This is a genomic window from Paenirhizobium cremeum, assembly GCF_047553425.1.
In the GTDB taxonomy this organism is placed as follows: Bacteria; Pseudomonadota; Alphaproteobacteria; order Rhizobiales; family Rhizobiaceae; genus Allorhizobium; species Allorhizobium cremeum.
Window position 1 is genome coordinate 935,189 of record NZ_CP180217.1, and the last position, 18,531, is coordinate 953,719.

The 18,531-nt window shown below is 61.9% G+C and carries 24 protein-coding genes; 12 read left to right on the forward strand and 12 right to left on the reverse strand.

The window, feature by feature from the left end; translation table 11 throughout:
• Window positions 1-183 precede the first annotated feature (183 nt).
• Window positions 184-1,554 (forward strand): aspartate aminotransferase family protein, encoded by a 1,371-nt coding sequence (locus ACLBKR_RS04575; protein WP_112827484.1) that lies wholly within the window; start codon window positions 184-186, stop codon window positions 1,552-1,554.
• Window positions 1,555-1,717: 163 nt separating this feature from the next.
• On the opposite strand, the gene ACLBKR_RS04580 is transcribed toward ACLBKR_RS04575, so the two are convergent.
• Window positions 1,718-2,005, reverse strand: coding sequence for a DUF2218 domain-containing protein (locus ACLBKR_RS04580; protein WP_112827415.1), 288 nt, complete (start codon window positions 2,003-2,005; stop codon window positions 1,718-1,720).
• Between the two features lie 2 nt (window positions 2,006-2,007).
• On the reverse strand, window positions 2,008-2,583 hold the full coding sequence (locus tag ACLBKR_RS04585; protein ID WP_113341106.1) for a PadR family transcriptional regulator: 576 nt from the start codon (window positions 2,581-2,583) through the stop codon (window positions 2,008-2,010).
• Between the two features lie 184 nt (window positions 2,584-2,767).
• Here ACLBKR_RS04585 and ACLBKR_RS04590 point away from each other — a divergent pair, with 184 nt between their 5' ends.
• Window positions 2,768-3,241, forward strand: a complete 474-nt coding sequence (locus tag ACLBKR_RS04590) for an OsmC family protein (protein ID WP_113426429.1) — start codon at window positions 2,768-2,770, stop codon at window positions 3,239-3,241.
• 9 nt (window positions 3,242-3,250) lie between these two features.
• Here the strand turns inward: ACLBKR_RS04590 and ACLBKR_RS04595 are convergent, their stop codons facing one another.
• Window positions 3,251-4,756 carry a glycosyltransferase family 39 protein gene (locus ACLBKR_RS04595; RefSeq protein WP_162757860.1) on the reverse strand — a complete coding sequence of 502 codons (1,506 nt, stop codon included), beginning with the start codon at window positions 4,754-4,756 and terminating at the stop codon, window positions 3,251-3,253.
• Window positions 4,753-5,676, reverse strand: coding sequence for a glycosyltransferase family 2 protein (locus ACLBKR_RS04600; RefSeq protein ID WP_414901732.1), 924 nt, complete (start codon window positions 5,674-5,676; stop codon window positions 4,753-4,755). Before ACLBKR_RS04600 ends, ACLBKR_RS04595 begins: the two co-directional genes overlap by 4 nt.
• A 169-nt stretch (window positions 5,677-5,845) precedes the next feature.
• Between ACLBKR_RS04600 and ACLBKR_RS04605 the strand changes: the two genes are divergently transcribed.
• Window positions 5,846-6,820, forward strand: coding sequence for a lysylphosphatidylglycerol synthase domain-containing protein (locus tag ACLBKR_RS04605; RefSeq protein ID WP_113448290.1), 975 nt, complete (start codon window positions 5,846-5,848; stop codon window positions 6,818-6,820).
• A 21-nt stretch (window positions 6,821-6,841) separates the two neighbouring features.
• Here ACLBKR_RS04605 and ACLBKR_RS04610 read toward each other — a convergent pair whose 3' ends face one another.
• From ACLBKR_RS04610 to ACLBKR_RS04620, 3 genes are all read right to left on the reverse strand, one after another.
• Complete coding sequence (locus ACLBKR_RS04610; protein WP_113448289.1) at window positions 6,842-8,344, reverse strand: AMP nucleosidase; 1,503 nt, start codon at window positions 8,342-8,344, stop codon at window positions 6,842-6,844.
• 101 nt (window positions 8,345-8,445) lie between these two features.
• Entirely contained in the window at window positions 8,446-8,622 is a 177-nt protein-coding gene (locus ACLBKR_RS04615; RefSeq protein WP_162757859.1) for a hypothetical protein, read from the reverse strand.
• A 12-nt stretch (window positions 8,623-8,634) separates the two neighbouring features.
• Entirely contained in the window at window positions 8,635-8,805 is a 171-nt protein-coding gene (locus ACLBKR_RS04620; protein WP_162708151.1) for a hypothetical protein, read from the reverse strand.
• A 249-nt stretch (window positions 8,806-9,054) separates the two neighbouring features.
• Between ACLBKR_RS04620 and ACLBKR_RS04625 the strand changes: the two genes are divergently transcribed.
• The 4 genes from ACLBKR_RS04625 (at window position 9,055) to ACLBKR_RS04640 (ending at window position 11,470) form a co-directional block, all read left to right on the forward strand.
• Window positions 9,055-9,576 carry an acyloxyacyl hydrolase gene (locus tag ACLBKR_RS04625; RefSeq protein WP_244711686.1) on the forward strand — a complete coding sequence of 174 codons (522 nt, stop codon included), beginning with the start codon at window positions 9,055-9,057 and terminating at the stop codon, window positions 9,574-9,576.
• A 132-nt stretch (window positions 9,577-9,708) separates the two neighbouring features.
• On the forward strand, window positions 9,709-10,401 hold the full coding sequence (locus tag ACLBKR_RS04630; RefSeq protein WP_112827410.1) for a glutathione S-transferase family protein: 693 nt from the start codon (window positions 9,709-9,711) through the stop codon (window positions 10,399-10,401).
• Between the two features lie 128 nt (window positions 10,402-10,529).
• Complete coding sequence (locus tag ACLBKR_RS04635) at window positions 10,530-11,138, forward strand: TetR/AcrR family transcriptional regulator (protein ID WP_112827409.1); 609 nt, start codon at window positions 10,530-10,532, stop codon at window positions 11,136-11,138.
• Between the two features lie 44 nt (window positions 11,139-11,182).
• The gene (locus ACLBKR_RS04640) at window positions 11,183-11,470 is read left to right on the forward strand and encodes a YciI family protein (protein WP_112827408.1); all 288 of its coding nucleotides are present in this window, start codon (window positions 11,183-11,185) and stop codon (window positions 11,468-11,470) included.
• 32 nt (window positions 11,471-11,502) lie between these two features.
• Here ACLBKR_RS04640 and ACLBKR_RS04645 read toward each other — a convergent pair whose 3' ends face one another.
• Window positions 11,503-12,396 (reverse strand): LysR family transcriptional regulator, encoded by an 894-nt coding sequence (locus ACLBKR_RS04645; protein WP_112827407.1) that lies wholly within the window; start codon window positions 12,394-12,396, stop codon window positions 11,503-11,505.
• A 104-nt stretch (window positions 12,397-12,500) separates the two neighbouring features.
• On the opposite strand from ACLBKR_RS04645, the gene ACLBKR_RS04650 reads away from it, so the two are divergent.
• The 3 genes from ACLBKR_RS04650 to ACLBKR_RS04660 are packed head-to-tail and all read left to right on the forward strand — an operon-like array spanning window position 12,501 to window position 14,372.
• Window positions 12,501-13,241: an SDR family oxidoreductase gene (locus tag ACLBKR_RS04650; protein WP_112827406.1), complete on the forward strand. Its 741-nt coding sequence runs from the start codon at window positions 12,501-12,503 to the stop codon at window positions 13,239-13,241.
• A 9-nt stretch (window positions 13,242-13,250) separates the two neighbouring features.
• Window positions 13,251-14,147, forward strand: a complete 897-nt coding sequence (locus ACLBKR_RS04655) for an SDR family oxidoreductase (RefSeq protein WP_112827405.1) — start codon at window positions 13,251-13,253, stop codon at window positions 14,145-14,147.
• A gap of 12 nt (window positions 14,148-14,159) precedes the next feature.
• Window positions 14,160-14,372: a tautomerase family protein gene (locus ACLBKR_RS04660; RefSeq protein WP_112827404.1), complete on the forward strand. Its 213-nt coding sequence runs from the start codon at window positions 14,160-14,162 to the stop codon at window positions 14,370-14,372.
• 108 nt (window positions 14,373-14,480) lie between these two features.
• On the opposite strand, the gene ACLBKR_RS04665 is transcribed toward ACLBKR_RS04660, so the two are convergent.
• Window positions 14,481-14,816: a DUF2147 domain-containing protein gene (locus tag ACLBKR_RS04665; protein ID WP_112827403.1), complete on the reverse strand. Its 336-nt coding sequence runs from the start codon at window positions 14,814-14,816 to the stop codon at window positions 14,481-14,483.
• Window positions 14,817-15,342: 526 nt separating this feature from the next.
• Between ACLBKR_RS04665 and ACLBKR_RS04670 the strand changes: the two genes are divergently transcribed.
• A complete protein-coding gene (locus ACLBKR_RS04670) occupies window positions 15,343-15,609 on the forward strand; it encodes a sel1 repeat family protein (RefSeq protein ID WP_112827402.1) in 267 nt (88 codons plus the stop codon).
• A 173-nt stretch (window positions 15,610-15,782) separates the two neighbouring features.
• Here ACLBKR_RS04670 and ACLBKR_RS04675 read toward each other — a convergent pair whose 3' ends face one another.
• Both ACLBKR_RS04675 and ACLBKR_RS04680 read right to left on the reverse strand, forming a co-directional pair.
• Complete coding sequence (locus ACLBKR_RS04675; protein ID WP_414900817.1) at window positions 15,783-16,892, reverse strand: pyridoxal phosphate-dependent aminotransferase; 1,110 nt, start codon at window positions 16,890-16,892, stop codon at window positions 15,783-15,785.
• A gap of 127 nt (window positions 16,893-17,019) precedes the next feature.
• A complete protein-coding gene (locus tag ACLBKR_RS04680) occupies window positions 17,020-17,397 on the reverse strand; it encodes a PilZ domain-containing protein (protein WP_112827480.1) in 378 nt (125 codons plus the stop codon).
• Between the two features lie 261 nt (window positions 17,398-17,658).
• On the opposite strand from ACLBKR_RS04680, the gene ACLBKR_RS04685 reads away from it, so the two are divergent.
• The gene (locus tag ACLBKR_RS04685; RefSeq protein WP_112827400.1) at window positions 17,659-18,105 is read left to right on the forward strand and encodes a host attachment family protein; all 447 of its coding nucleotides are present in this window, start codon (window positions 17,659-17,661) and stop codon (window positions 18,103-18,105) included.
• 55 nt (window positions 18,106-18,160) lie between these two features.
• Here the strand turns inward: ACLBKR_RS04685 and ACLBKR_RS04690 are convergent, their stop codons facing one another.
• The gene (locus tag ACLBKR_RS04690; RefSeq protein WP_113341118.1) at window positions 18,161-18,514 is read right to left on the reverse strand and encodes a hypothetical protein; all 354 of its coding nucleotides are present in this window, start codon (window positions 18,512-18,514) and stop codon (window positions 18,161-18,163) included.
• Window positions 18,515-18,531 lie beyond the last annotated feature (17 nt).

Consider the following 18,531-nt stretch of genomic DNA (forward strand, 5'->3'; position numbering starts at 1 on the left):
TTGAGGGGCAATTTGGCCGCAGGAAGTGGGAAATCGACGCCCTTGCCAAACGCATTTTGGAAGGTCATGTTCGTAGCCGATAAACTTCCGCCTTTCAATCTGGCAAGGCAGACGACCCCGCGGATCAGCCTTTACCGGCGCGTCCGGCCCCGTCGTTCGTGCTTGCTTCGGGGAATAAATGCCATGACGAAAAATGCTGCTGCGCTTTCCAATCTCGGCGCCATCGACGCCGCCCATCACCTGCATCCCTTCTCCGACATGAAGAAGCTGAATGCAGCCGGCACCAAGATCATCAACCGTGCGGAGGGCGTGCATATCTGGGATTCGAATGGCAAGCAGTATCTCGACGCCTTCGCCGGCCTGTGGTGCGTGAATGTCGGCTATGGCCGCAACTCGATTGCCGAGGCGGCCTATGCCCAGATGCAGGAACTGCCCTACTACAACACCTTCTTCGGCACCACGACACCGCCGACCACGCTGCTCGCCCAGAAGATCGCAAGCTTCACCGGGCCGACGCTCAAGCATGTTTTCTTCACCAATTCCGGCTCCGAGGCCTCCGACACCTGGTTCCGCATGGCGCGCGTCTACTGGAAGGCGCTCGGCCACGAAACCAAGACGATGGTGATCGCCCGCAAGAACGCCTATCACGGCTCGACCGTTGCCGGCGCCTCGCTCGGCGGCATGAAGTGGATGCATGAGCAGGGCAACCTGCCGATCCCCGGCATCGCCCATATCAACCAGCCCTATTGGTATGCCGAGGGCGGCGACCTTTCGCCGGAGGAATTCGGCCTCAAGGTCGCGAAGGAACTCGAGGACAAGATCCTTGAACTCGGGGAAGAGAACGTGGCCGCTTTCGTTGCCGAGCCGATCCAGGGGGCCGGCGGCGTCATCGTCCCGCCGTCCACCTACTGGCCGGAAATCAAGCGCATCGCCAGGAAGTACAACATCCTCCTGGTCGCCGATGAAGTGATCTGCGGCTTCGGCCGTCTCGGCACCTGGTTCGGCCATCAGTATTACGATTTCGAGCCGGATCTCGCACCGATCGCCAAGGGCCTGTCTTCCGGCTACCTGCCGATCGGCGGCGTGCTCGTTTCCGAGCGGGTCGCCAAGGTGATGATCGAGGAACTCGGCGACTTCTATCACGGCTACACCTATTCCGGTCATCCGGTTTCCGCAGCCGCAGCCATCGAGAACCTGCGGATCATCGAGGAAGAGCGTCTCGTCGAACGTGTGCGTGACGATGTCGGTCCCTATCTCGCCCAGGCGCTCGCCTCGCTTACCGATCACGACCTCGTCGGCGAAGCTGTCAGCGTCGGCCTGATGGGCGCGGTCCAGATCGCCGCCGACAAATCGACCCGCCGCCGCTTTGCCAAGCCCGACGAGGTCGGCACGCTGGTGCGCAACCAGTGCGTATCGAACGGCGTCATCCTGCGCGCCACCGGCGACCGCATGCTGTTCTCGCCGCCGCTCGTCATTTCCCGCTCGGAGATCGACCAGGCGGTCGACACGCTGCGCAAGGGTCTCGACTGGTTGAAGGACAACCACAAGGAATAGGCTGACAGCAAAAAGGCCGGCGAAACGCCGGCCTTTTTCGTTCCAGAGCAATTCCAGCAAAAGTGGGAACCGGTTTTGCGTCCGGAATTGCGTGAAACCAAAGAGATAGAGCATTGGAGGCGATTCCGTTTTCGCCGGAAATGCTCTATTGGCCGCCGGTCGCTCAGGCGGCCTTCCATTCGAAGGGAAGCGGCGCCTCGCGAAACGCGAAACGGTCGAGATGGCTCGACACCACGCCCTTCATCCGCTCCAGAACCTCCGGGGAGACGGCTTCGAGTTCGACCGTCAGCCCGGCATCATCTGCACGCATTGTCGCGACCGCCTCGGAGAAGCGGACGATCCCGCTCTTTTCGCCGAGTTCGACCTCGAGCTTGTGTGCCCAGTGCTTGCAGAGCTGCTGCAGGTATTTCCAGCCGTTTTCGGTCGGCACGATGGCTATTGCCTTGGTCATGTTCAGATCCTTTCGATCCGGCTTGCCGCTTCATCGAGAATGCGGGCGACTTCGAGCTGCGTTTCGCGGCTGACGCCGTCTTGTGACAGGCGATCCTGCAGGGCGGCCTTGAGGTTTTGCATGGCGCGGCGCACGGGAGCGGCATCCGTGCGCTCGCTGACCTTCGCCAATGCTTCGAGGCGGGCCATCGCGACCGTCACCTCGTCTGCCCGCTCCGAAAGATGTTGACGCCCGGCTTCGGTGATGGCGAGCAGCTTGCGCGGGCCTTCGCTGGTTTCCTCCTCCGCAAGCCCCATGTCGAGGAGCAGCGTCATGGTGGGATAGACCACGCCCGGGCTCGGCGCATAGGCGCCGCCGGAGCGGTTCTCGATTTCCCGGATGAGGTCGTAGCCATGGCGGGGCTGTTCCTCGATGAGCTTCAGGAGCACGAGCCGCAGCTCGCCGCCCTCGAACATGCGGCGGCGTTCACCGCCGCGCCCCCGTCCGCGCGGGCCGTCCGGCCCGCCGCCGAAGAAGCCGTGCCGCATGGCATGCCAGGCATGTTCGTGACCATGCCGTCCGAAATGAAAGTGTTTCATGGTGTCTGGTTCCTTTAGACCGTATTTTATTGCATCTAAGATATATCGTAAATCTATCGAAGCAAGAGGCGTCCGGAAATTTTTCCGGTGCAGCGATCCGCAGGCGGGATCATTGCCGGCTTGGAGGCGTGAGCGCGTTGACATATCGTCACCCGCAACGAGACATTGGGAAGGCGTTGAAAACATGGCTGGCAAGCAGCACGAATACCGCGTCACTGTGACATGGCAGGGCAATCTCGGAACCGGCACGTCCGGCTATCGCGAATATGGCCGGGATCACGTGATTTCGGCGGACGGTAAGCCTGACATTCCCGGATCGTCCGACCCCGCCTTCCGCGGCGATGCGGCGCGCTGGAACCCCGAGGACCTGCTCGTCGCTTCGCTCTCAGCCTGTCACAAGCTCTGGTATCTGCACTTCTGTTCGGTGTCGGGCGTGATCGTGATTGCGTATGAGGATCATGCCGAGGGGACGATGGTCATGGACGAGGATGGCGCCGGCCGCTTCACCGAGGTCGTGCTGAAGCCGCGCGTGACGATCAAGGCGGGAACCTATCCGCAGATCGCGGCCGAACTCCATGACGAGGCGCACGAGAAGTGTTTCATCGCCAATTCGGTGAATTTTCCGGTCCGGTGTGAGCCGGTCATCATCGAGGAATGAAGGAAGGTCTCACTCCGCCCTGGGATAAATATAGCTGTAGGCGAAATGGTAGAGATCGCCCGCTCGGCCGAAATGATAGGGCAGGGCGACAGTCCTGATCTCGGAGACCTTGAGGCCCCCATGGGCCGATAACCATCCGGCAAGTCCGTCCGGCAGGGGCAGGTCGGCTTTTCCGCGATTGCGCCAGACGACCAGGACCGGATGGGTGCCGTCGAAAGCGAAGGGCTTGAGGAAGGCTTCGTATTCCGGAAGCATTACCGGAACATCCGGGGCCTGAAGGCGGATGTTTCCGGCCAACTGCTGGTCCGAGGCGACGACCAGCGACGGAGGGTTCGCTTCGCTCGCCAGCATTCTCTGGACGGCCTCGGCATAAGGCACGTTGTTCTTTTCATAGTGGCCGGTCATGCCGTGAACCGGGATGCGTACCAGCAGGATGAGCGGGATCAGCACCATCGCCCCGATGCCGATCGGCAGGAAGCGGGGCAGCAGCCGCTCGCTCGCAAGGCCGGCCGCTTCGATCTTCAGGCAGAGATAGAGCGGAAGCACGAGAAAGAACGGCGTCAGCCAGCGGTCCTTGATCTGCGTCGCGCCGCCAAAGACCACGAGCAGCACGACAACCGCCGCCGAGATCAGCATGATCCGCCCGGTCAGCCGGCTCCACGGGCTGGAGGCCGAAAACGCCCGGGTGAGCTCGCGTCCGAAAGCGATGGCGAAGACCGCAAGCGTAATGATCGAGAAACCGATTGTGGCGGCAACAAGGGAAAAGAGGCCGGTATTGATCTGCCCGATTCTGCTTGTCGCGCCTGCCGACGTCAGCTTTCCGATCGTCCGTCCGGTGGCGATATCGAGGTGATCGAGGAACCAGAGCCCGTGCGGCAGGGCGACAAGGGCAGCGACGGCGACCATCAGGACAACGCGCCAGTCGAGCACGCGGCGACGGAATTCCGGCTCCATCAGCATGGCCAGTGCCGCCGCCGCCGGCAGCAGCACGAAATTGTACTTGGCGATGAAGCCGAGCCCGATGGCAAGGCCGGTGAGCGCATAGTTCGCGATGGTCGGCGATTTGATCGCCCTGACCAGCGCGAAGAGGAAGAGGCAGGCGGTGAAGATCACGGCGACGGTATGGGTCAGGTCGCGCTGCGCCTCGAAGCTGACCTGCGGCATGGTCAGGAGACCGAGCGTTGCGACGATCGCGAGATCGCGTGAACGCAGAACCATCGCCGCCGTCACGGCAAACAGCGAATAGGACGCGAAGAGCATCAGGTTTTTAAGGATCGACAGGGAGGCGAGCGTCGGCCCCAGCACCTGTTCGGCGCCATATTGCAGCCAGTTGTAGAGCGGCGGCTGGCTGTCATATCCGACAGCAAGCCACTGGGCGAGGAACAGCTGCTGCCCCTCGTCGAGTTCCAGTTCGTGCGGCAGGACGAGCCGCACGGCGACATTTACGATGAAATAGATCGCCAGCAGCAGGAAGAGGAGCTGCGGCCGCTGCCGGAGCGCGGCGACCACGTTCACGCGTCCTTCTGATAGGTCTTGCGCACCACGTAGTTCTTCGGCGTGTCGTAGGATCGCGTCAGCATCTCGGCGAGAATGCCCGTGGTAATCATCTGGATCGAGGTGAGGAACAGCATGACGCCGATGAGAAGCAGCGGACGGGTGCCGATATCCTGGCCGAGACCGAACTTCACCCAGAAGAGATAAAGCAGGATCAGCGAGCTGATGGCGCCGATGACAAGGCCGATCGTGCCGAAGAAGTGGCCGGGCCGCTGCTTGAAGCGCATGAAGAACAGCACCGACAGAAGGTCGAGGAACACGCGGATGGTGCGCGAGATGCCGTATTTCGATTCGCCGAACTGGCGGGCGTGATGGGTGACGACCACTTCGCCGATCCGCGAGGAGGGTACCACCGAGGCGACCCAGGCCGGAATGAAGCGGTGCATGCCGCCGAGAATGCGGACCTGCTTGATGACGGCGGAGCGATAGAGCTTGAGCCCGCAGCCATTGTCGTGGATCTTGACGCCTGTGACGGAGCCGATCAGATAATTGGCGCACCAGGACGGGATCTTGCGCAGGACCAGCGCGTCCTGCCGTGCCTTGCGCCAGCCGCAGAGCAGGTCGAGGTCGCGGGCGTCGAGTTCGGCCACCATCGACGGGATGTCGTAGGGATCGTTCTGCAGGTCGCCGTCGAGCGTCGCGATCAGCCGGCCGCGCGCTGCGTCGAAACCGGCCTGCAGGCCGGCGGCCTTGCCGAAATTGCGCTGGAACTCGATGATCCTGAGAACCAGGCCCTCCCGGCCGAGATAGGAGCGCGCATAGGACAGCGTGCGGTCGGTCGAGCCGTCGTCGATCAGGATCAGTTCCCAGCTCTTGTCGAAACCCTTCATCGCGTCGCAAATGCGGTCGATCAGCGGGCCGAGGCTCTCCTCTTCGTTCATGACGGGCACGACGAGCGACAGCTCGACCGCATAGGTGGCACCGTCTTCAATGGGCAGGGCGAGGCGTTCGAACGACACGGGGGAAGGACTCCGGAAAATACTGGCTTTTGTTGGGGCGTTTGTTATAGGAACTACGCATTGAGCGCAATTCGGAAGTTTTGATACCGCCATGAAGAGCGATGCGGCCATGCGCCGCCCTTCGGCATTCGCCCGTCATCGGCTTTCGCTGATCGCGCTGGCCGCCATTCTCGCCTACGCCGTCTTCGTACATTACATCTGGGGCTGGTCGACGATCTTCGCCGAATGGCAAGCGATCGGCTACGGCACGGTGGCGCTCGCCATCGGACTTCTGGTCTCGACCTATTTCGTTCGCGCCTGGCGGCTCTATGACTACTTTCCGCGCCAGACCGGCGGACGCTTCATCGAACTCTTCCATCTCGCCCAGGTGCACAACCTCTTGAACATCATGTTGCCCTTCCGCAGCGGCGAGACCAGCTTTCCGCTGCTGATGCGCACCGAGTTCGGCGTGCCGCTGCTGCATGGAACCTCGGCCCTTCTGGTGATGCGGCTTCTCGACCTGCATGCACTTCTGGCCGCCGGCGGCCTCGGGCTGGTTCTGGAAGCCGAAAACAAGCTCTGGCCGGCGTCGTCGTGGCTTGCTTTCTTGCTGGCCCCCATTCCGGCCTATCTCATCAAGGGACCGGTTCTCCGGCTCCTGCGGCCGAAGCTCAAGGGCAAGCTCGGCCGTATTCTCGACGGTATCGAAGACGGGTTGCCGGCAACGCTTGGCGGGCTTCTGCGCGCCTGGATCGTGACGGTCATCAACTGGGGCGTCAAGGTTCTGGTCTTCGCCTGGGCGCTCGGCCTCATGGGCGTCGGACCGCTGGCGGCGAGCTTCGGCGGCGCTCTCGGCGGGGAACTGTCTTCCGTTCTGCCTTTTCATGCCCCCGCCGGTGTCGGCACCTATCCGGCAGGCATCGTTGCCGGCGCGCTGGCGCTGGGCGCTCCGGCCGACAAGGCCGCCGTCGAATTGCTCGGCAAGGCGGCGGTCAACATGCATCTTATCATCATGCTGGCCGCTCTCATCGGCGCGGCCGTCTCGCTGGCGCTGAACGGCCTCCGCAAGCTGGCTGCCGGCCGCTGAGAACGGCCGGTGCCGGGCGTCTTACTGGAACGCGGTTTCGAAGAAGCTGCGCAGCTTGCGGGAATGCAGGGTTTCCTTCGGCATGGCGCCGAGCTTCTGCAGGGCGCGGATGCCGATCTGCAGATGCTGGCGGACCTGGGTCTTGTAGAAGGCGGTCGCCATCCCCGGCAGTTTCAGTTCGCCGTGCAGCGGCTTGTCGGAAACGCACAGCAGCGTGCCATAGGGAACGCGGAAGCGGAAACCGTTCGCCGCGATCGTCGCCGATTCCATGTCGAGGGCGATGGCGCGGGCCTGCGAGAGCCGCTTGACCGGTCCGCGCTGGTCGCGAAGCTCCCAGTTGCGGTTGTCGATCGTGGCGACAGTGCCGGTGCGCATGATCCGCTTCAGCTCGAAGCCTTCATAGCCGGTGATTTCCTCGACGGCATCCTCAAGCGCAAGCTGCACCTCGGCCAGCGCCGGGATCGGCACCCAGACCGGCAGGTCGTCATCGAGCACGTGGTCTTCGCGCATGTAGGCGTGCGCCAGCACGTAGTCGCCGAGACGCTGGCTGTTGCGAAGGCCGGCGCAATGGCCGAGCATCAGCCATGCGTGCGGCCTCAAAACCGCGATATGGTCGGTGATCGTCTTGGCGTTGGACGGGCCGACGCCGATGTTCACCATGGTGATGCCGGCGTGCCCCTTCATCTTCAGGTGATAGGCGGGCATCTGCGGCAGGCGACCGACGGACACGCCGCCCTCGGGCTCGCTGTGGCCCGGCAGCGTGATGACATTGCCCGGTTCGACGAAGGCTGTATAGCCGCCGCCGCCCTCGGCCATCAGCTTGCGGGCATAGGCGCAAAACTCGTCGATGTAGAACTGGTAGTTCGTGAACAGCACGAAGTTCTGGAAATGCGTCGCGCTGGTCGCCGTGTAGTGCGAGAGGCGGGCCAGCGAATAATCGATGCGCTGGGCGGTGAACGCGGCCAGCGGATGCGGTTCGCCCGGACGCGGTTCGTATTCGCCGTTGGCGATCTCGTCGTCCGTGGTGGTGAGATCAGGCGTGTCGAAGAGGTCGCGCAGCGGCATGTCGACGAGGCCGCTTGCCGCGGCCTCCACATGCGCGCCTTCGCCAAAGGCGAAATGCAGCGGGATCGGCGTTTCCGATTCGGAGACCACCACCGGAACCTGATGGTTGCGCATCAAAAGGTTGAGCTGTTCCACCAGATAGTGCCGGAAGAGCTGCGGCTTGGTGACCGTCGTCGTGTAAAGGCCGGGTGAGGTGACGTGACCATAGGAGAGCCGGGAATCGACATGGCCGAAGCTGGTGGTCTCGATGCCGACCTGCGGATAGAAGGCCCTGTAGCGCCCGGCGATCGGCGCCCCCTTGGCGAGCCCCGAAAAGGCGTCGATCAGGAAGGCGGTATTGCGCTCGTAGAGTTCGATCAGGGCAGCGACCGCAGGCTCTGCCTCGCTGAATACCCTGGGCTCATAGGACTCAGGCAGGATGAAATTGACGGGTGATGGGATATGGATTCGCTTGTTCATGCTTCATTATAGTGGAGCTTGCTTGACAAGCAAACGACGCGACCGGCCGCTGGGCGGGAAAAAGATGTCGGCGCATGGTCGGGCGCAAGGACGGCTTTCCTTCAGCTCATCGACTGGCGCTGAAGGCTGACGAAAAGCACGAGCCCGGCGCCGCGCTTTTCGGCGCGAAGTTCCTGCGAATGCGCAATCCCGATGGCCATGACCGGGCCGAGCATGAGCGTTGCGATCAGGACCGGGCGCAGGAGGCAGGAGGCGAGGGCGGTCACGGAGGCGGTCATCGGTCGTCCCTCTCAGAGCGCCGCGACGCAGAGCGGGCTTGCCGGATTGATGCAGGTGGTGGCGATGCCGACCTGCATGCGGCGAGGGCTCCCGCCGGCTGAAACGACGAGTTCGGCAAGCAGAATGGCGAAGATCGCCATGACCAGCGTGATGATGGTGATTCGTCTCGAAAGCTTGGCCATTGTCGTCGCCTTTCCTTCTGGGTTGTCGCCTTTATGACGGCAACGCCCTGAATGGCGCCTGAGACGGAGGTTCATCCATGGTTCATTTCAGTTAACGATAGTGCTGGTGTGTCTCTCCGGACACTGGACATTCCCTCTTGCGTTAACATAATTTAACATAACTTGGCTGGACATCGCGTTTCGTGACCGGAACGCGAACCGGTTGAATTGTGGTTTCGGCGGCGCCTCGGTGGCCGCACAGGGGGATGCATGGACGGTCGGCTTGCTGCGTTGTTTTGGCTGATGAGCCTGCCTTCCGCCGAGGTGCAGGGCGAAAAGTTCTCCATCCATCGTCCCGAACTGACGGACCGACTGGCGATCTCCATGGGCACGACGCTCTATCAGGAGGAAGCCAAGAGCTTCGAAACCCGCCTCTCCTATATTTACGGCGAAAAACTGTTCGACCGTCTGCACCCGATGATCGATCTGTCGGTGACGAGTTCCGGCGGCGCGTGGATCGGTGCGGGCTTCTACCAGCAGATCGATTTTTCCATCAACGATATCGATCTTTTCGCCGGTTTCTCCTTCGCTCCCGGCCTCTACATGCAGGGCGACGAAGTCGATCTCGGCCATCCCATCGAATTCCGTTCCGGCGTTGAACTCGGCTGGAAGGCGCCCAACGACTGGCAGTTTTCCGTGCTCTATGACCACCGTTCCAATGCCGATCTCGGCAAGAAGAATCCGGGCATGGAGACGTTGCAGTTCCGCATTTCGAAGCCGATCACCTGGTAGGCGCAGGCCAGACGCACCGGGCGCCGCCCGGCGCTTGAATATCGTTTCGTCATCTCCACTTCTTGAGAACGCGGTTTTCGCAGGCGGCACGCTGTCTGCGGGCCGCGATTGCTTTCAGCACGGAGAATTTGAATGACCGGACCGATCGAACTCTATTACTGGCCGACCCCGAACGGCTGGAAGATCTCCATCATGCTCGAGGAACTCGGCGTTCCCTATGAGGTGAAATACGTCAATATCGGCAAGGGTGAGCAATTCCAGCCGGACTTCCTCAGGATCTCGCCCAACAACCGGATGCCGGCGATCATCGATCCGGACGGACCGGGCGGCGAGCCGATCTCTGTTTTCGAATCCGGAGCCATCCTGCAATATCTCGGACGCAAATACGGCAAGTTCTATCCCTCCGAAGAGCGCGCTCGTGTCGAGGTCGACCAGTGGCTCTTCTGGCAGATGGGCGGCCTCGGTCCGATGGCCGGTCAGGCCCACCATTTCCGCCAGTATGCGCCGGAAAAGATCGAATACGGCATCAACCGCTATACCAACGAGGTGAACCGCCTTTACGGCGTGATGAACAGGCGGCTTGCCGACCGCGACTTCCTCGCCGGCGATTACTCGATCGCCGATATCGCCTGCATCGGCTGGGTTATCCCCCACAAGAACCAGGGGCAGGATCTCGACGATTTCCCTAACCTGAAGCGTTGGTTCGAGACCGTGATGGCTCGTCCGGCGGTGGAGCGCGGCATCGCCGTCGGTCAGGAGCGGCGCAGCAACATCGCTCAGGACGAGGAAGCCAAGAAAGTGCTGTTCGGCCAGAAGGCGCGCTGAACCGTCCTTTCGCGGCACCGTTATCAGCCCGGCGGAGACGCCGGGTTTTTCGTGTTGACCGATTAGGGCAATTATCCTAATTATAAATTAGGTCAATCGTCCTAATCGAATTGTTTGAAAGTGGTCGCATGAGCCGGAAGAACACGCGGGAAACGATCGTCGAAATGGCTGACAGGCTTTTTTACGAGCGCGGCTATGAACACACCTCGTTTGGGGATATCGGCGACGCCGTTGGGATATCCCGCGGCAATTTCTACTATCATTTCCGGACCAAGGACGAGATTCTCGAGGCGGTCATCGGGCGTCGGCTGGAACAGACCGCGTCCCTGCTTGCGCAGTGGGATCAGGAAAGCCTGACGCCTCGGGAGAGGATCGCGCGTTTCATCGAAATCCTGATCCTCAACCAGGCGAAGATCATGCGGTACGGTTGCCCGGTTGGCACCCTTTGCGGCGAATTGGCCAAGCTCGACCATCCGTCCCTTCCGATGGCCAACCGGTTGTTCTCGTTGTTCCGGGACTGGCTCTCCCGGCAGTTCGTGGCACTCGGGCGCGCGGATGCGGACGACCTTGCCATGCATCTGCTTGTCCGCAGCCAGGGCGTTGCCGTTCTCGCCAATGCCTTTCGCGATGAAGCCTTCGTGCGCCGGGAGGTGCGGATGGCTTGCGATTGGCTCGATGGCGAGTTGTCGAAGGAACCGGTGGAGGTTCGGGCCTCCGCCACGTCGCCCACCGTTTGAATCAGTTTTCCGATGTCCCTCAGTCCGCCGAAGGAGGATTCCCGGTGTTTGTCGTGCAGTTGAAGTTTACAGAAGCCCGCGCCCGCGCGCCGCAATTCATGGAGGTACATAATGCCTGGCTGAAACGCGGCTTCGATGACGGGATATTCCTGCTGGCCGGCAGCCTGCAGCCCAGACTGGGTGGCGCGATCCTTGTTCATGGCGTGTCGCTCGATGCCCTGCAGCAGCGCCTGGAAGACGATCCCTTTGTCGCGGAAGGGATTGTTTCCACGGAAATCATGGAAATCGATCCCGGCCGTGCCGACGAGCGATTGCAGTTCCTGGTCGCTTAGGAGGGGCAGCCCATACTGCGGCAAAGTCCGGTTCAGATCTGCGCGGTGGCGAAGATGCCGGACACCCAGTCGAGGAACGCGCGAACTCTCGCCGATGTATGTCGGTTCTGCGGATAGAGCGCCGAGAGCGGTGTAGGCGAGGGCGGGAAATCCTTGAGTACCTCGACCAGCGTGCCGTTTTCGAGATCCCGTTCCAGCCGGTAGCGCGGCGCCTGTATGAGGCCGAAGCCGAGTCGGGCTAGATCGGCCATGGTGTCGGAATCGTTGACGGTGACGCGGCTCGGCAATGGTACGAGCCGCGGCGCGCCGTCGATCATGAATTCGAGTGGTATGACCTCGCCGGTGCGAGACGAAACGAAACCCACGCAGACATGGCCCTGGAGGTCCTTGGGTGAGGAAGGCATTCCGTGCCGGGCGATGTAATCGGGACTGGCGCAGGTGACTTCTGAAATGAAGGCGAGCCTGCGGGCGATCATGCCGCTATCGGGGAGTTCGCCCGCCCGGATCGCGCAGTCGATGCCTTCGCGCACGAGATCGACCAGCCTGTCTCCCTGTCCGATATGCAGATCGAGTTGCGGGTTGCGGGCAAGAAATTCCGGGAGACGCGGCAACAGGAAGGTACGGGTCAGCAGCGGATGGGCATCGATCCTCAACAGCCCGCGCGGCCGGGCGTCGCGGAAGGCGTTGTCGGCCTCCTCCACCTCGGCAAGGATGCCGACGCAGCGTTCGTAATAGGCGCGGCCGTCCAGCGTCGTCGTCACATGGCGCGTTGTCCGCTCCAGCAATCGCACCCCGAGATCCGTTTCCAGTTGCTTGATCGCTTCGGTTGCGGTCGATCGCGATATGCAGAGATCGGCCGCGGCAGCCGAAAAGCTGCGGCGTTCCACGACACGAACGAACAAATGCATGCGGTCAAGGCGATCCATGACAATTGTTCGGCATAGCCGAATTCAAATGTCAATTATCCGCCGATTGTTTTTGAATGTCGGCGGCGCGATTTTCCTCTCAGACGCAAACAAGGAGTGTCGTCATGACAGGAAACATCAACAGGACAGCCATCGTAACGGGTTCGTCCAAAGGCATTGGGGCGGCGATCGCCAGGCGCCTCGCGGCAGACGGCTTTGCCGTCGTCGTCAATTACGCAAGCGGGGCCGAAGCCGCCGCCGCGGTGGTGAAGGAGATAGAGAGCGCCGGAGGGCGCGCTGTCGCCGTCAAGGCCGACATTGCCGCGACCGATGGTATGAAAACGCTGTTCGATTCGGCCGAACAGGCCTTCGGCGGGGTGGACGTGCTGGTCAACAATGCCGGCATCATGCAGCTCTCCCCCATCGCCGATACGACGGATGAAGCCTTCGAACGGCAGGTCGCCATCAATCTCGGCGGTGTCTTCCGCGGTGTTCGCGAAGCGGCGCAGCGACTGCGCGAGGGGGGCCGTATCGTTAATTTCTCATCGAGCGTCGTCGGTCTCTACCAGCCGGCCTATGGTGTCTATGCCGCCACCAAGGCGGCGGTGGAAGCGATCACCCACATCCTCGCCAAGGAACTCGGACCGAAGGGCATCACCGTCAACGCCGTGGCGCCCGGGCCGGTCGAAACGGAACTCTTCATGAAGGGCAAGTCGGACGATCTGCTGAAGGCGATCATCGGCATGAACCCCTTGAAGCGCCTGGGCCAGCCGGAGGATATCGCCGGCGTCGTCTCCTTCCTTGCCGGACCGGATGGCGGCTGGGTCAATGGCCAGGTCGTTCGCGCCAATGGCGGCGTGGTGTGAGGAGGGGCCATGGAAAAGACCGTTCTGATTACCGGTGCCTCGAGCGGCTTCGGCGCCATGACCGCGAGGTCGCTCGCCCGCGCCGGCCATCGGGTCTACGCCTCCATGCGTGACCTCAAGGCCCATGGCGGAGCGCCGGTCGCCGAGATCGAGACTATGGCAAAGAACGAGGGTTTGCATCTCTTGCCGATCGAGCTCGATGTCACCTCCACTTCTTCGGTCGAGAGCGCCGTTGCCCGCATCATCGGGGAGATGGGCCGGCTCGATGTGCTGGTCCACAATGCCGGCCACATGGGTTTCGGCCCGGCGGAGGCCTTCTCGCCGGAGCAGCTTGTCCAGCTCTATGACGTCAATGTCGTCGGTGCGCACCGCCTGAACCGGGCGGCCCTGCCGTTCATGCGCAAGTCGGGTGGAGGCCTTATGGTCTGGATCGGCTCAAGCAGCACGCGCGGCGGCACGCCGCCCTTCCTTGCCCCGTATTTCGCGGCCAAGGCGGCTATGGATGCGCTTGCTCAAAGCTATGCGCTGGAACTTGCCCGTTTCGACATCGAGACCACGATCCTCGTGCCGGGTGCCTTTACCAAGGGCACGCAGCATTTCGCCCACGCCATGCAGCCGGCCGATACCGAGCGTTCGGCCGTCTATTGGCAAGGTCCCTACGCCGGTGCCGATGAGACGGCTTTGCAGGGCCTTGCCAGCCTCGAGCCGGCGGAGGCAGACCCGTCCGCCGTGGCGCGGGCCGTGGCCGATGTGGTCGCCATGCCGCATGGGAAGCGTCCCTTCCGCGTCCACGTGGACCCGTCCGAAGATGGCGCGGAGGTCGTCAATGGTGTCGCCGATCGGGTCCGCGCGCAGCTTCTCGAGCGCATCGGCCTCAAGGACCTGCTTCATCCCACACGAGCCTGAAAGGAAAAGATCATGCCGTTCGTGAACATCAAGACGCCTGAGGGCGCTCTGTCCAGACTGCAGAAAGAGGAAATCGTCCACCGCACCACCGACATGCTGGTGGAATATTTCAGCGAGGCCGCGCGGCCCCATACCATGGTGCTGATCGAGGAAGTGCCGGATGGCGGCTACGGCCGCGCCGACGAAATCTTCGTCATTCCGGAAGCCTATCGGGCAAGGGATTAATGATTATCCGCCCGCTGGTCGACGCCAGCGGGCGCGCAGACCCTGCAACCGGCTTCTTATTTCGGAGCGGCGAGCCCGAGGCTCAACCGCTCCGCCCCACCCCTGGGTTCAAAGCCGGGTCCAGGTCTGCGACTTGCAGAGGACCGCGAGAACGCAGCCCTTCATCTTCAGCGAGTTTCCGGAAACCGTGCCCGAGCCGGAATAGGTCTTGTCGGCCTCCGGATCGGTGATTTCGCCCTTATAGGTGCCGCCGGTGCCGGCCATCTTGCCGATCTGCTTGCCGGCATGCTTGCCCGATTTCAGCGTCACGCAGAAGCTGCCGCCGCAGGGCGCGATCTCGGCGGTTGCGCCGCTGGCGGTCTTCCAGTTGCCCTCGATCGGCTCGGCAGCCTGGGCGGTGACGGCCGCAAGGGCCAGTGCTGCGGCGATGATGATGCTACGCATGGTGATGTCTTCCTCCCGAAAAGAACCAGAATGTCGATGAGGCCTCCGCCGTCCTCTCCGGCCGGACGATCTCGTCCCCAAGGCAGCCTCATCAGCGAGGGGAAATTATCTTACGCAAACGTAAAGGTAAATAGCCGTTCTGCGGTCCAGGCAGCCCTCGACCCCGCCTCTTTTGATGTGGCGCCGGCGGAACAAGCGATTCTCATGGTTATCGTTCGGTTTAAAAGCAAATCTGAATCTTTTGTAAATTTTAGTCGAAAGTCCTTAATACGCAGGCAAAGTGATGTTTAACAAAAAACCAAGTTTACCAAGCGTTTGTACTTTGTTTTCAGCAAATTAAGCATGCATTTTAAGCGCATGTTGAAAGGCGTTTGGCATAGTGGGCTCATCAAACGAGCAGGGGAAAACCCGCCGGCCGGAAGGATCTTAACAAAGCCGCGAATGAGACGGCAGGGGTCCGGAAGGAGCTCCGAAAGGGGCAAAACAGGGACAGTACAAACCGTTAGGCTAGACAGGGACAAAACCGATGGCACGCTTTGAAATGCACAATTCCGGAATGGCCACGATGGGTGGCGAAACCCGCGCCGATGTCTTCTGCGACATGGGTCTGATGTATGCAACCGGCCGCGGTTGCCCGATCGACCTCGTCTCGGCGCACAAGTGGCTGAACATCGCAGCCATCAAGGGCTGCGAACGCGCCGCCGAACTGCGCGCCGATCTGGCCCAGACGATGAGCAAGCCCGAGCTGGCAGCCGCACTTCGCGCCGCCCGCGAATGGATGACGATGCACTGAGTATTTTACCGACCAGAGCCGGCGTAACCGCCGGCCGGGGGCGACAAGAAAAACCCTGGGAGAGGGGAACGTGGCGGGGGTCTTTTGGACGGGGCCGATGCCAACACATGAGAACCGCGACCGGCAGGGACAAGGCCGGCGCGGTTCTTTTTATTGTGGCTAAGCAACCGGGCTCAGAGAGAAGCAAGCACCTTCGGCAGTGCTTCCTCGAAAAGATCGAGCGCTTCGGGAAGACCGGTCGAGACGCGGATGCAGCGGTTGAGCGGCGCCACCCCCGGCATGCGGATGAACACGCCATGCTGCATCAATCCATCGACGATCGAGCGGGCGTAAGCGCCGTCGCGGCCGCAGTCGATGGCGACGAAGTTCGTTGCCGAGGGCAGGGGCTTAAGGCCGTTCGCGACCGCGATGGCCGCAATCCGCTCCCGCGCCGCTCGGATCTTCCCGACGACCGCCTTCAGATAAGGCTGGTCCGCAAGCGCAGCCAGCGCCGCCTCGGTGGAAAGCCGGGGCATGCCGAAATGGTTGCGGATCTTGTCGAAGGCGGCAATCGTCTCCGGCGCGCCGAAGGCATAGCCGACGCGCGCGCCGGCGAGCCCGTAGGCCTTGGAGAAGGTGCGCGTGCGGATCACGTTCGGCAGGTTGACCAGCGCGTCGGCGGCGGGCGTCGAGCCTTCCGGACCGCATTCGCTATAGGCTTCATCGAGGACAAGCAGCGTGGTCTCGGGCAGCGCGCGGGCGAAAGCCACAACGCTTTCGGCATCCCACCAACTCCCCATCGGATTGTCTGGATTCGCGAAGTAGACGAGGGCCGCGTTCTCCCGCTTGGCAGCGGCCAGGAGCCCCTCCATATCCTCGCGGTCGCCGCGATAGGGCACCGTCACCAGTCGGCCGCCGAAGCCGCTGACATGGAAGTTGAAGGTCGGGTATCCACCGAACGAAGTGACAACAGGCATGCCCGGCTCGATCACCAGCCGGACGATCAGCCCGAGCAGGTCATCGACGCCCTCGCCGACCACGATATTGGCCGGCGCAAGCCCGAGATGGGCGGCAAGAGCCGTCTTCAGCGCGAAGTTTTCCGGATCGTTGTACTGCCAGATGTCGCCGGCCTTTTCCCGGATCGCGGTAAGAACCGAGGGAGCGGGTCCGAAGCCGCTTTCATTGGCGCCGATGCGCGCCTTGACCGCAAGGCCGCGGCTTCTCTCGATGGCCTCGGGGCCGACGAAGGGAACGGTTGCTGGAAGGGCATCGACGAGAGGCGTGAATCGGGTAAATCCGAGCATTGCTGAATGGGTATCCTGGGCAGACGTGAAAATCGGCCCAACATAGGACGTTGCGCCGAAGGCGCAAGGGCAAGCTTCCGGCTCTTCCGCAGCGAGGAAACGGAAAAACGGAACGGTCCGGACAGGGTCAGCGCCGTTTCGGCTTTTCGATCTTTTCGCCCATCATGAAATCGGCGCGCACGATGGTATGCAGGAGCGCCTCGGGAATGATGGATATGAACTTCACGCCGACGCGATTGCCGTTTCGATAGACTTCCGCGCAGCCGATACGATCGGCGAGGCCGAGAATCTGCAGATAATAATGGGCGGAAAGGCCGATCGTCGTGGTGATCTCCATCGCCGCGCCGCCTTGCGAGATATCGACGACCTCACAGCTTCGCATGGTGATGCCGCTGAGGCCCGGGCTCACGGCCATGATGCGCGCCGGTCGGCGTACATAGAAGCGCTCCCACTTGCGCTCGTACATCTCCGATCTGACCGATGCGAGATGCGTGGCACCCAGCATCTGTCCCTGTGCACTTTCCATTTCTCCTGCCTCCTCGGAACGGCGATGAAAAGGACTGTCCGCCAAAACACTTGTCCTGACGTCAAAAGGAAGGTTACAGTTTTACCGATCCTTCGGTTTTGCCCTGTTTTTCGCTGAAATAACGTCTCTGCACACCGTTTTTTGACACAGGTCATGAAATCCGGCGGCGAACTCCTATACTTAAGAGGGTACCGAGCGGGGGGCTTGGGCCGGCGATAAAAACAAAGACGGAGGAAAATGATGGAACGCATTGTTATCGGCCGCGAGGCCTGGGTTGTCGTCTGCGATGGCGCAAAGGCCCTGTTCCTGCGCAACAATGGCAACGCCCAGCTTCTGGACCTGGCCGTTGTCGAAACCGTGACACAGTCCGACGAGCCGAGCCGGGAACAGGGAACCGATCGTCCGGGCCGCGCGCACCAATCGATGGGCGAGGCGCGCAGCGCCATGGAAGAGACCGACTGGCATGAACAGGCGGAGGCCGACTTTCTCAAGGAAATCGCAGAGAGGCTCGGTCGGATGGCCCAGAGCGGCGAGATCGAGAACCTCGTGCTGGTGGCTCCGCCCAAAGCGCTCGGCATCCTTCGTCCGCAACTGAGTGCCGAGGTCGAGGCGGTGCTTCGTGCGGAAGTGGCGAAGGACTATGTGAAGATGCCGGTCCCGGAGATCGAAAAGCTCCTTGCCGCATGAATGGCGCCTCTCGAAGCGGGAGCCATGATCCGGCCGCCGAGGCGGCCGGCATCCGTTACTGACCGAGTTCGAAAGACAGTCGGACGACGTGGTGCAGGAATTCCGCGTTAATCAGCATGTTGAAACCGACCGTCACTTTCTCCGCCTCGCGACGGATCAGGGTGCAGCCGATCTCGTCGTGAATGCCCAGGATTTCGAGAAAGAAATGGTCGGGCAGGGAGATATGCGGGCTCACCTCGAGTTCGGCGCCGTAAAGGGAGATGGTGCGGATCAGACAACGCAGCTTGGTCTTCGTGCTGAGGTGGCGGCCGACGAAGATGATCTTGCCCGGCCGGTCGACCGTGAATTTCTCGTAGACACGGTCCGGCGGTATGTTCTGTTTCGCGTCCGGTATGGCCTGCAAGGGCATGACACCCTCCCTCGATT

Coding starts and splice junctions, on each gene's coding strand:
- ACLBKR_RS04675 (WP_414900817.1), bottom strand. CDS start 16,892: ATGCTCGGATTTACCCGATTCACGCCTCTCGTCGATGCCCTTCCAGCA.
- ACLBKR_RS04690 (WP_113341118.1), bottom strand. CDS start 18,514: ATGCCCTTGCAGGCCATACCGGACGCGAAACAGAACATACCGCCGGAC.
- ACLBKR_RS04670 (WP_112827402.1), top strand. CDS start 15,343: ATGGCACGCTTTGAAATGCACAATTCCGGAATGGCCACGATGGGTGGC.
- ACLBKR_RS04650 (WP_112827406.1), top strand. CDS start 12,501: ATGACAGGAAACATCAACAGGACAGCCATCGTAACGGGTTCGTCCAAA.
- ACLBKR_RS04575 (WP_112827484.1), top strand. CDS start 184: ATGACGAAAAATGCTGCTGCGCTTTCCAATCTCGGCGCCATCGACGCC.
- ACLBKR_RS04665 (WP_112827403.1), bottom strand. CDS start 14,816: ATGCGTAGCATCATCATCGCCGCAGCACTGGCCCTTGCGGCCGTCACC.
- ACLBKR_RS04630 (WP_112827410.1), top strand. CDS start 9,709: ATGACCGGACCGATCGAACTCTATTACTGGCCGACCCCGAACGGCTGG.
- ACLBKR_RS04660 (WP_112827404.1), top strand. CDS start 14,160: ATGCCGTTCGTGAACATCAAGACGCCTGAGGGCGCTCTGTCCAGACTG.
- ACLBKR_RS04600 (WP_414901732.1), bottom strand. CDS start 5,676: ATGAACGAAGAGGAGAGCCTCGGCCCGCTGATCGACCGCATTTGCGAC.
- ACLBKR_RS04615 (WP_162757859.1), bottom strand. CDS start 8,622: ATGACCGCCTCCGTGACCGCCCTCGCCTCCTGCCTCCTGCGCCCGGTC.
- ACLBKR_RS04610 (WP_113448289.1), bottom strand. CDS start 8,344: ATGAACAAGCGAATCCATATCCCATCACCCGTCAATTTCATCCTGCCT.
- ACLBKR_RS04620 (WP_162708151.1), bottom strand. CDS start 8,805: ATGGCCAAGCTTTCGAGACGAATCACCATCATCACGCTGGTCATGGCG.
- ACLBKR_RS04580 (WP_112827415.1), bottom strand. CDS start 2,005: ATGACCAAGGCAATAGCCATCGTGCCGACCGAAAACGGCTGGAAATAC.
- ACLBKR_RS04680 (WP_112827480.1), bottom strand. CDS start 17,397: ATGCTGGGTGCCACGCATCTCGCATCGGTCAGATCGGAGATGTACGAG.
- ACLBKR_RS04635 (WP_112827409.1), top strand. CDS start 10,530: ATGAGCCGGAAGAACACGCGGGAAACGATCGTCGAAATGGCTGACAGG.
- ACLBKR_RS04625 (WP_244711686.1), top strand. CDS start 9,055: ATGGACGGTCGGCTTGCTGCGTTGTTTTGGCTGATGAGCCTGCCTTCC.
- ACLBKR_RS04645 (WP_112827407.1), bottom strand. CDS start 12,396: ATGGATCGCCTTGACCGCATGCATTTGTTCGTTCGTGTCGTGGAACGC.
- ACLBKR_RS04685 (WP_112827400.1), top strand. CDS start 17,659: ATGGAACGCATTGTTATCGGCCGCGAGGCCTGGGTTGTCGTCTGCGAT.
- ACLBKR_RS04605 (WP_113448290.1), top strand. CDS start 5,846: ATGAAGAGCGATGCGGCCATGCGCCGCCCTTCGGCATTCGCCCGTCAT.
- ACLBKR_RS04590 (WP_113426429.1), top strand. CDS start 2,768: ATGGCTGGCAAGCAGCACGAATACCGCGTCACTGTGACATGGCAGGGC.
- ACLBKR_RS04585 (WP_113341106.1), bottom strand. CDS start 2,583: ATGAAACACTTTCATTTCGGACGGCATGGTCACGAACATGCCTGGCAT.
- ACLBKR_RS04655 (WP_112827405.1), top strand. CDS start 13,251: ATGGAAAAGACCGTTCTGATTACCGGTGCCTCGAGCGGCTTCGGCGCC.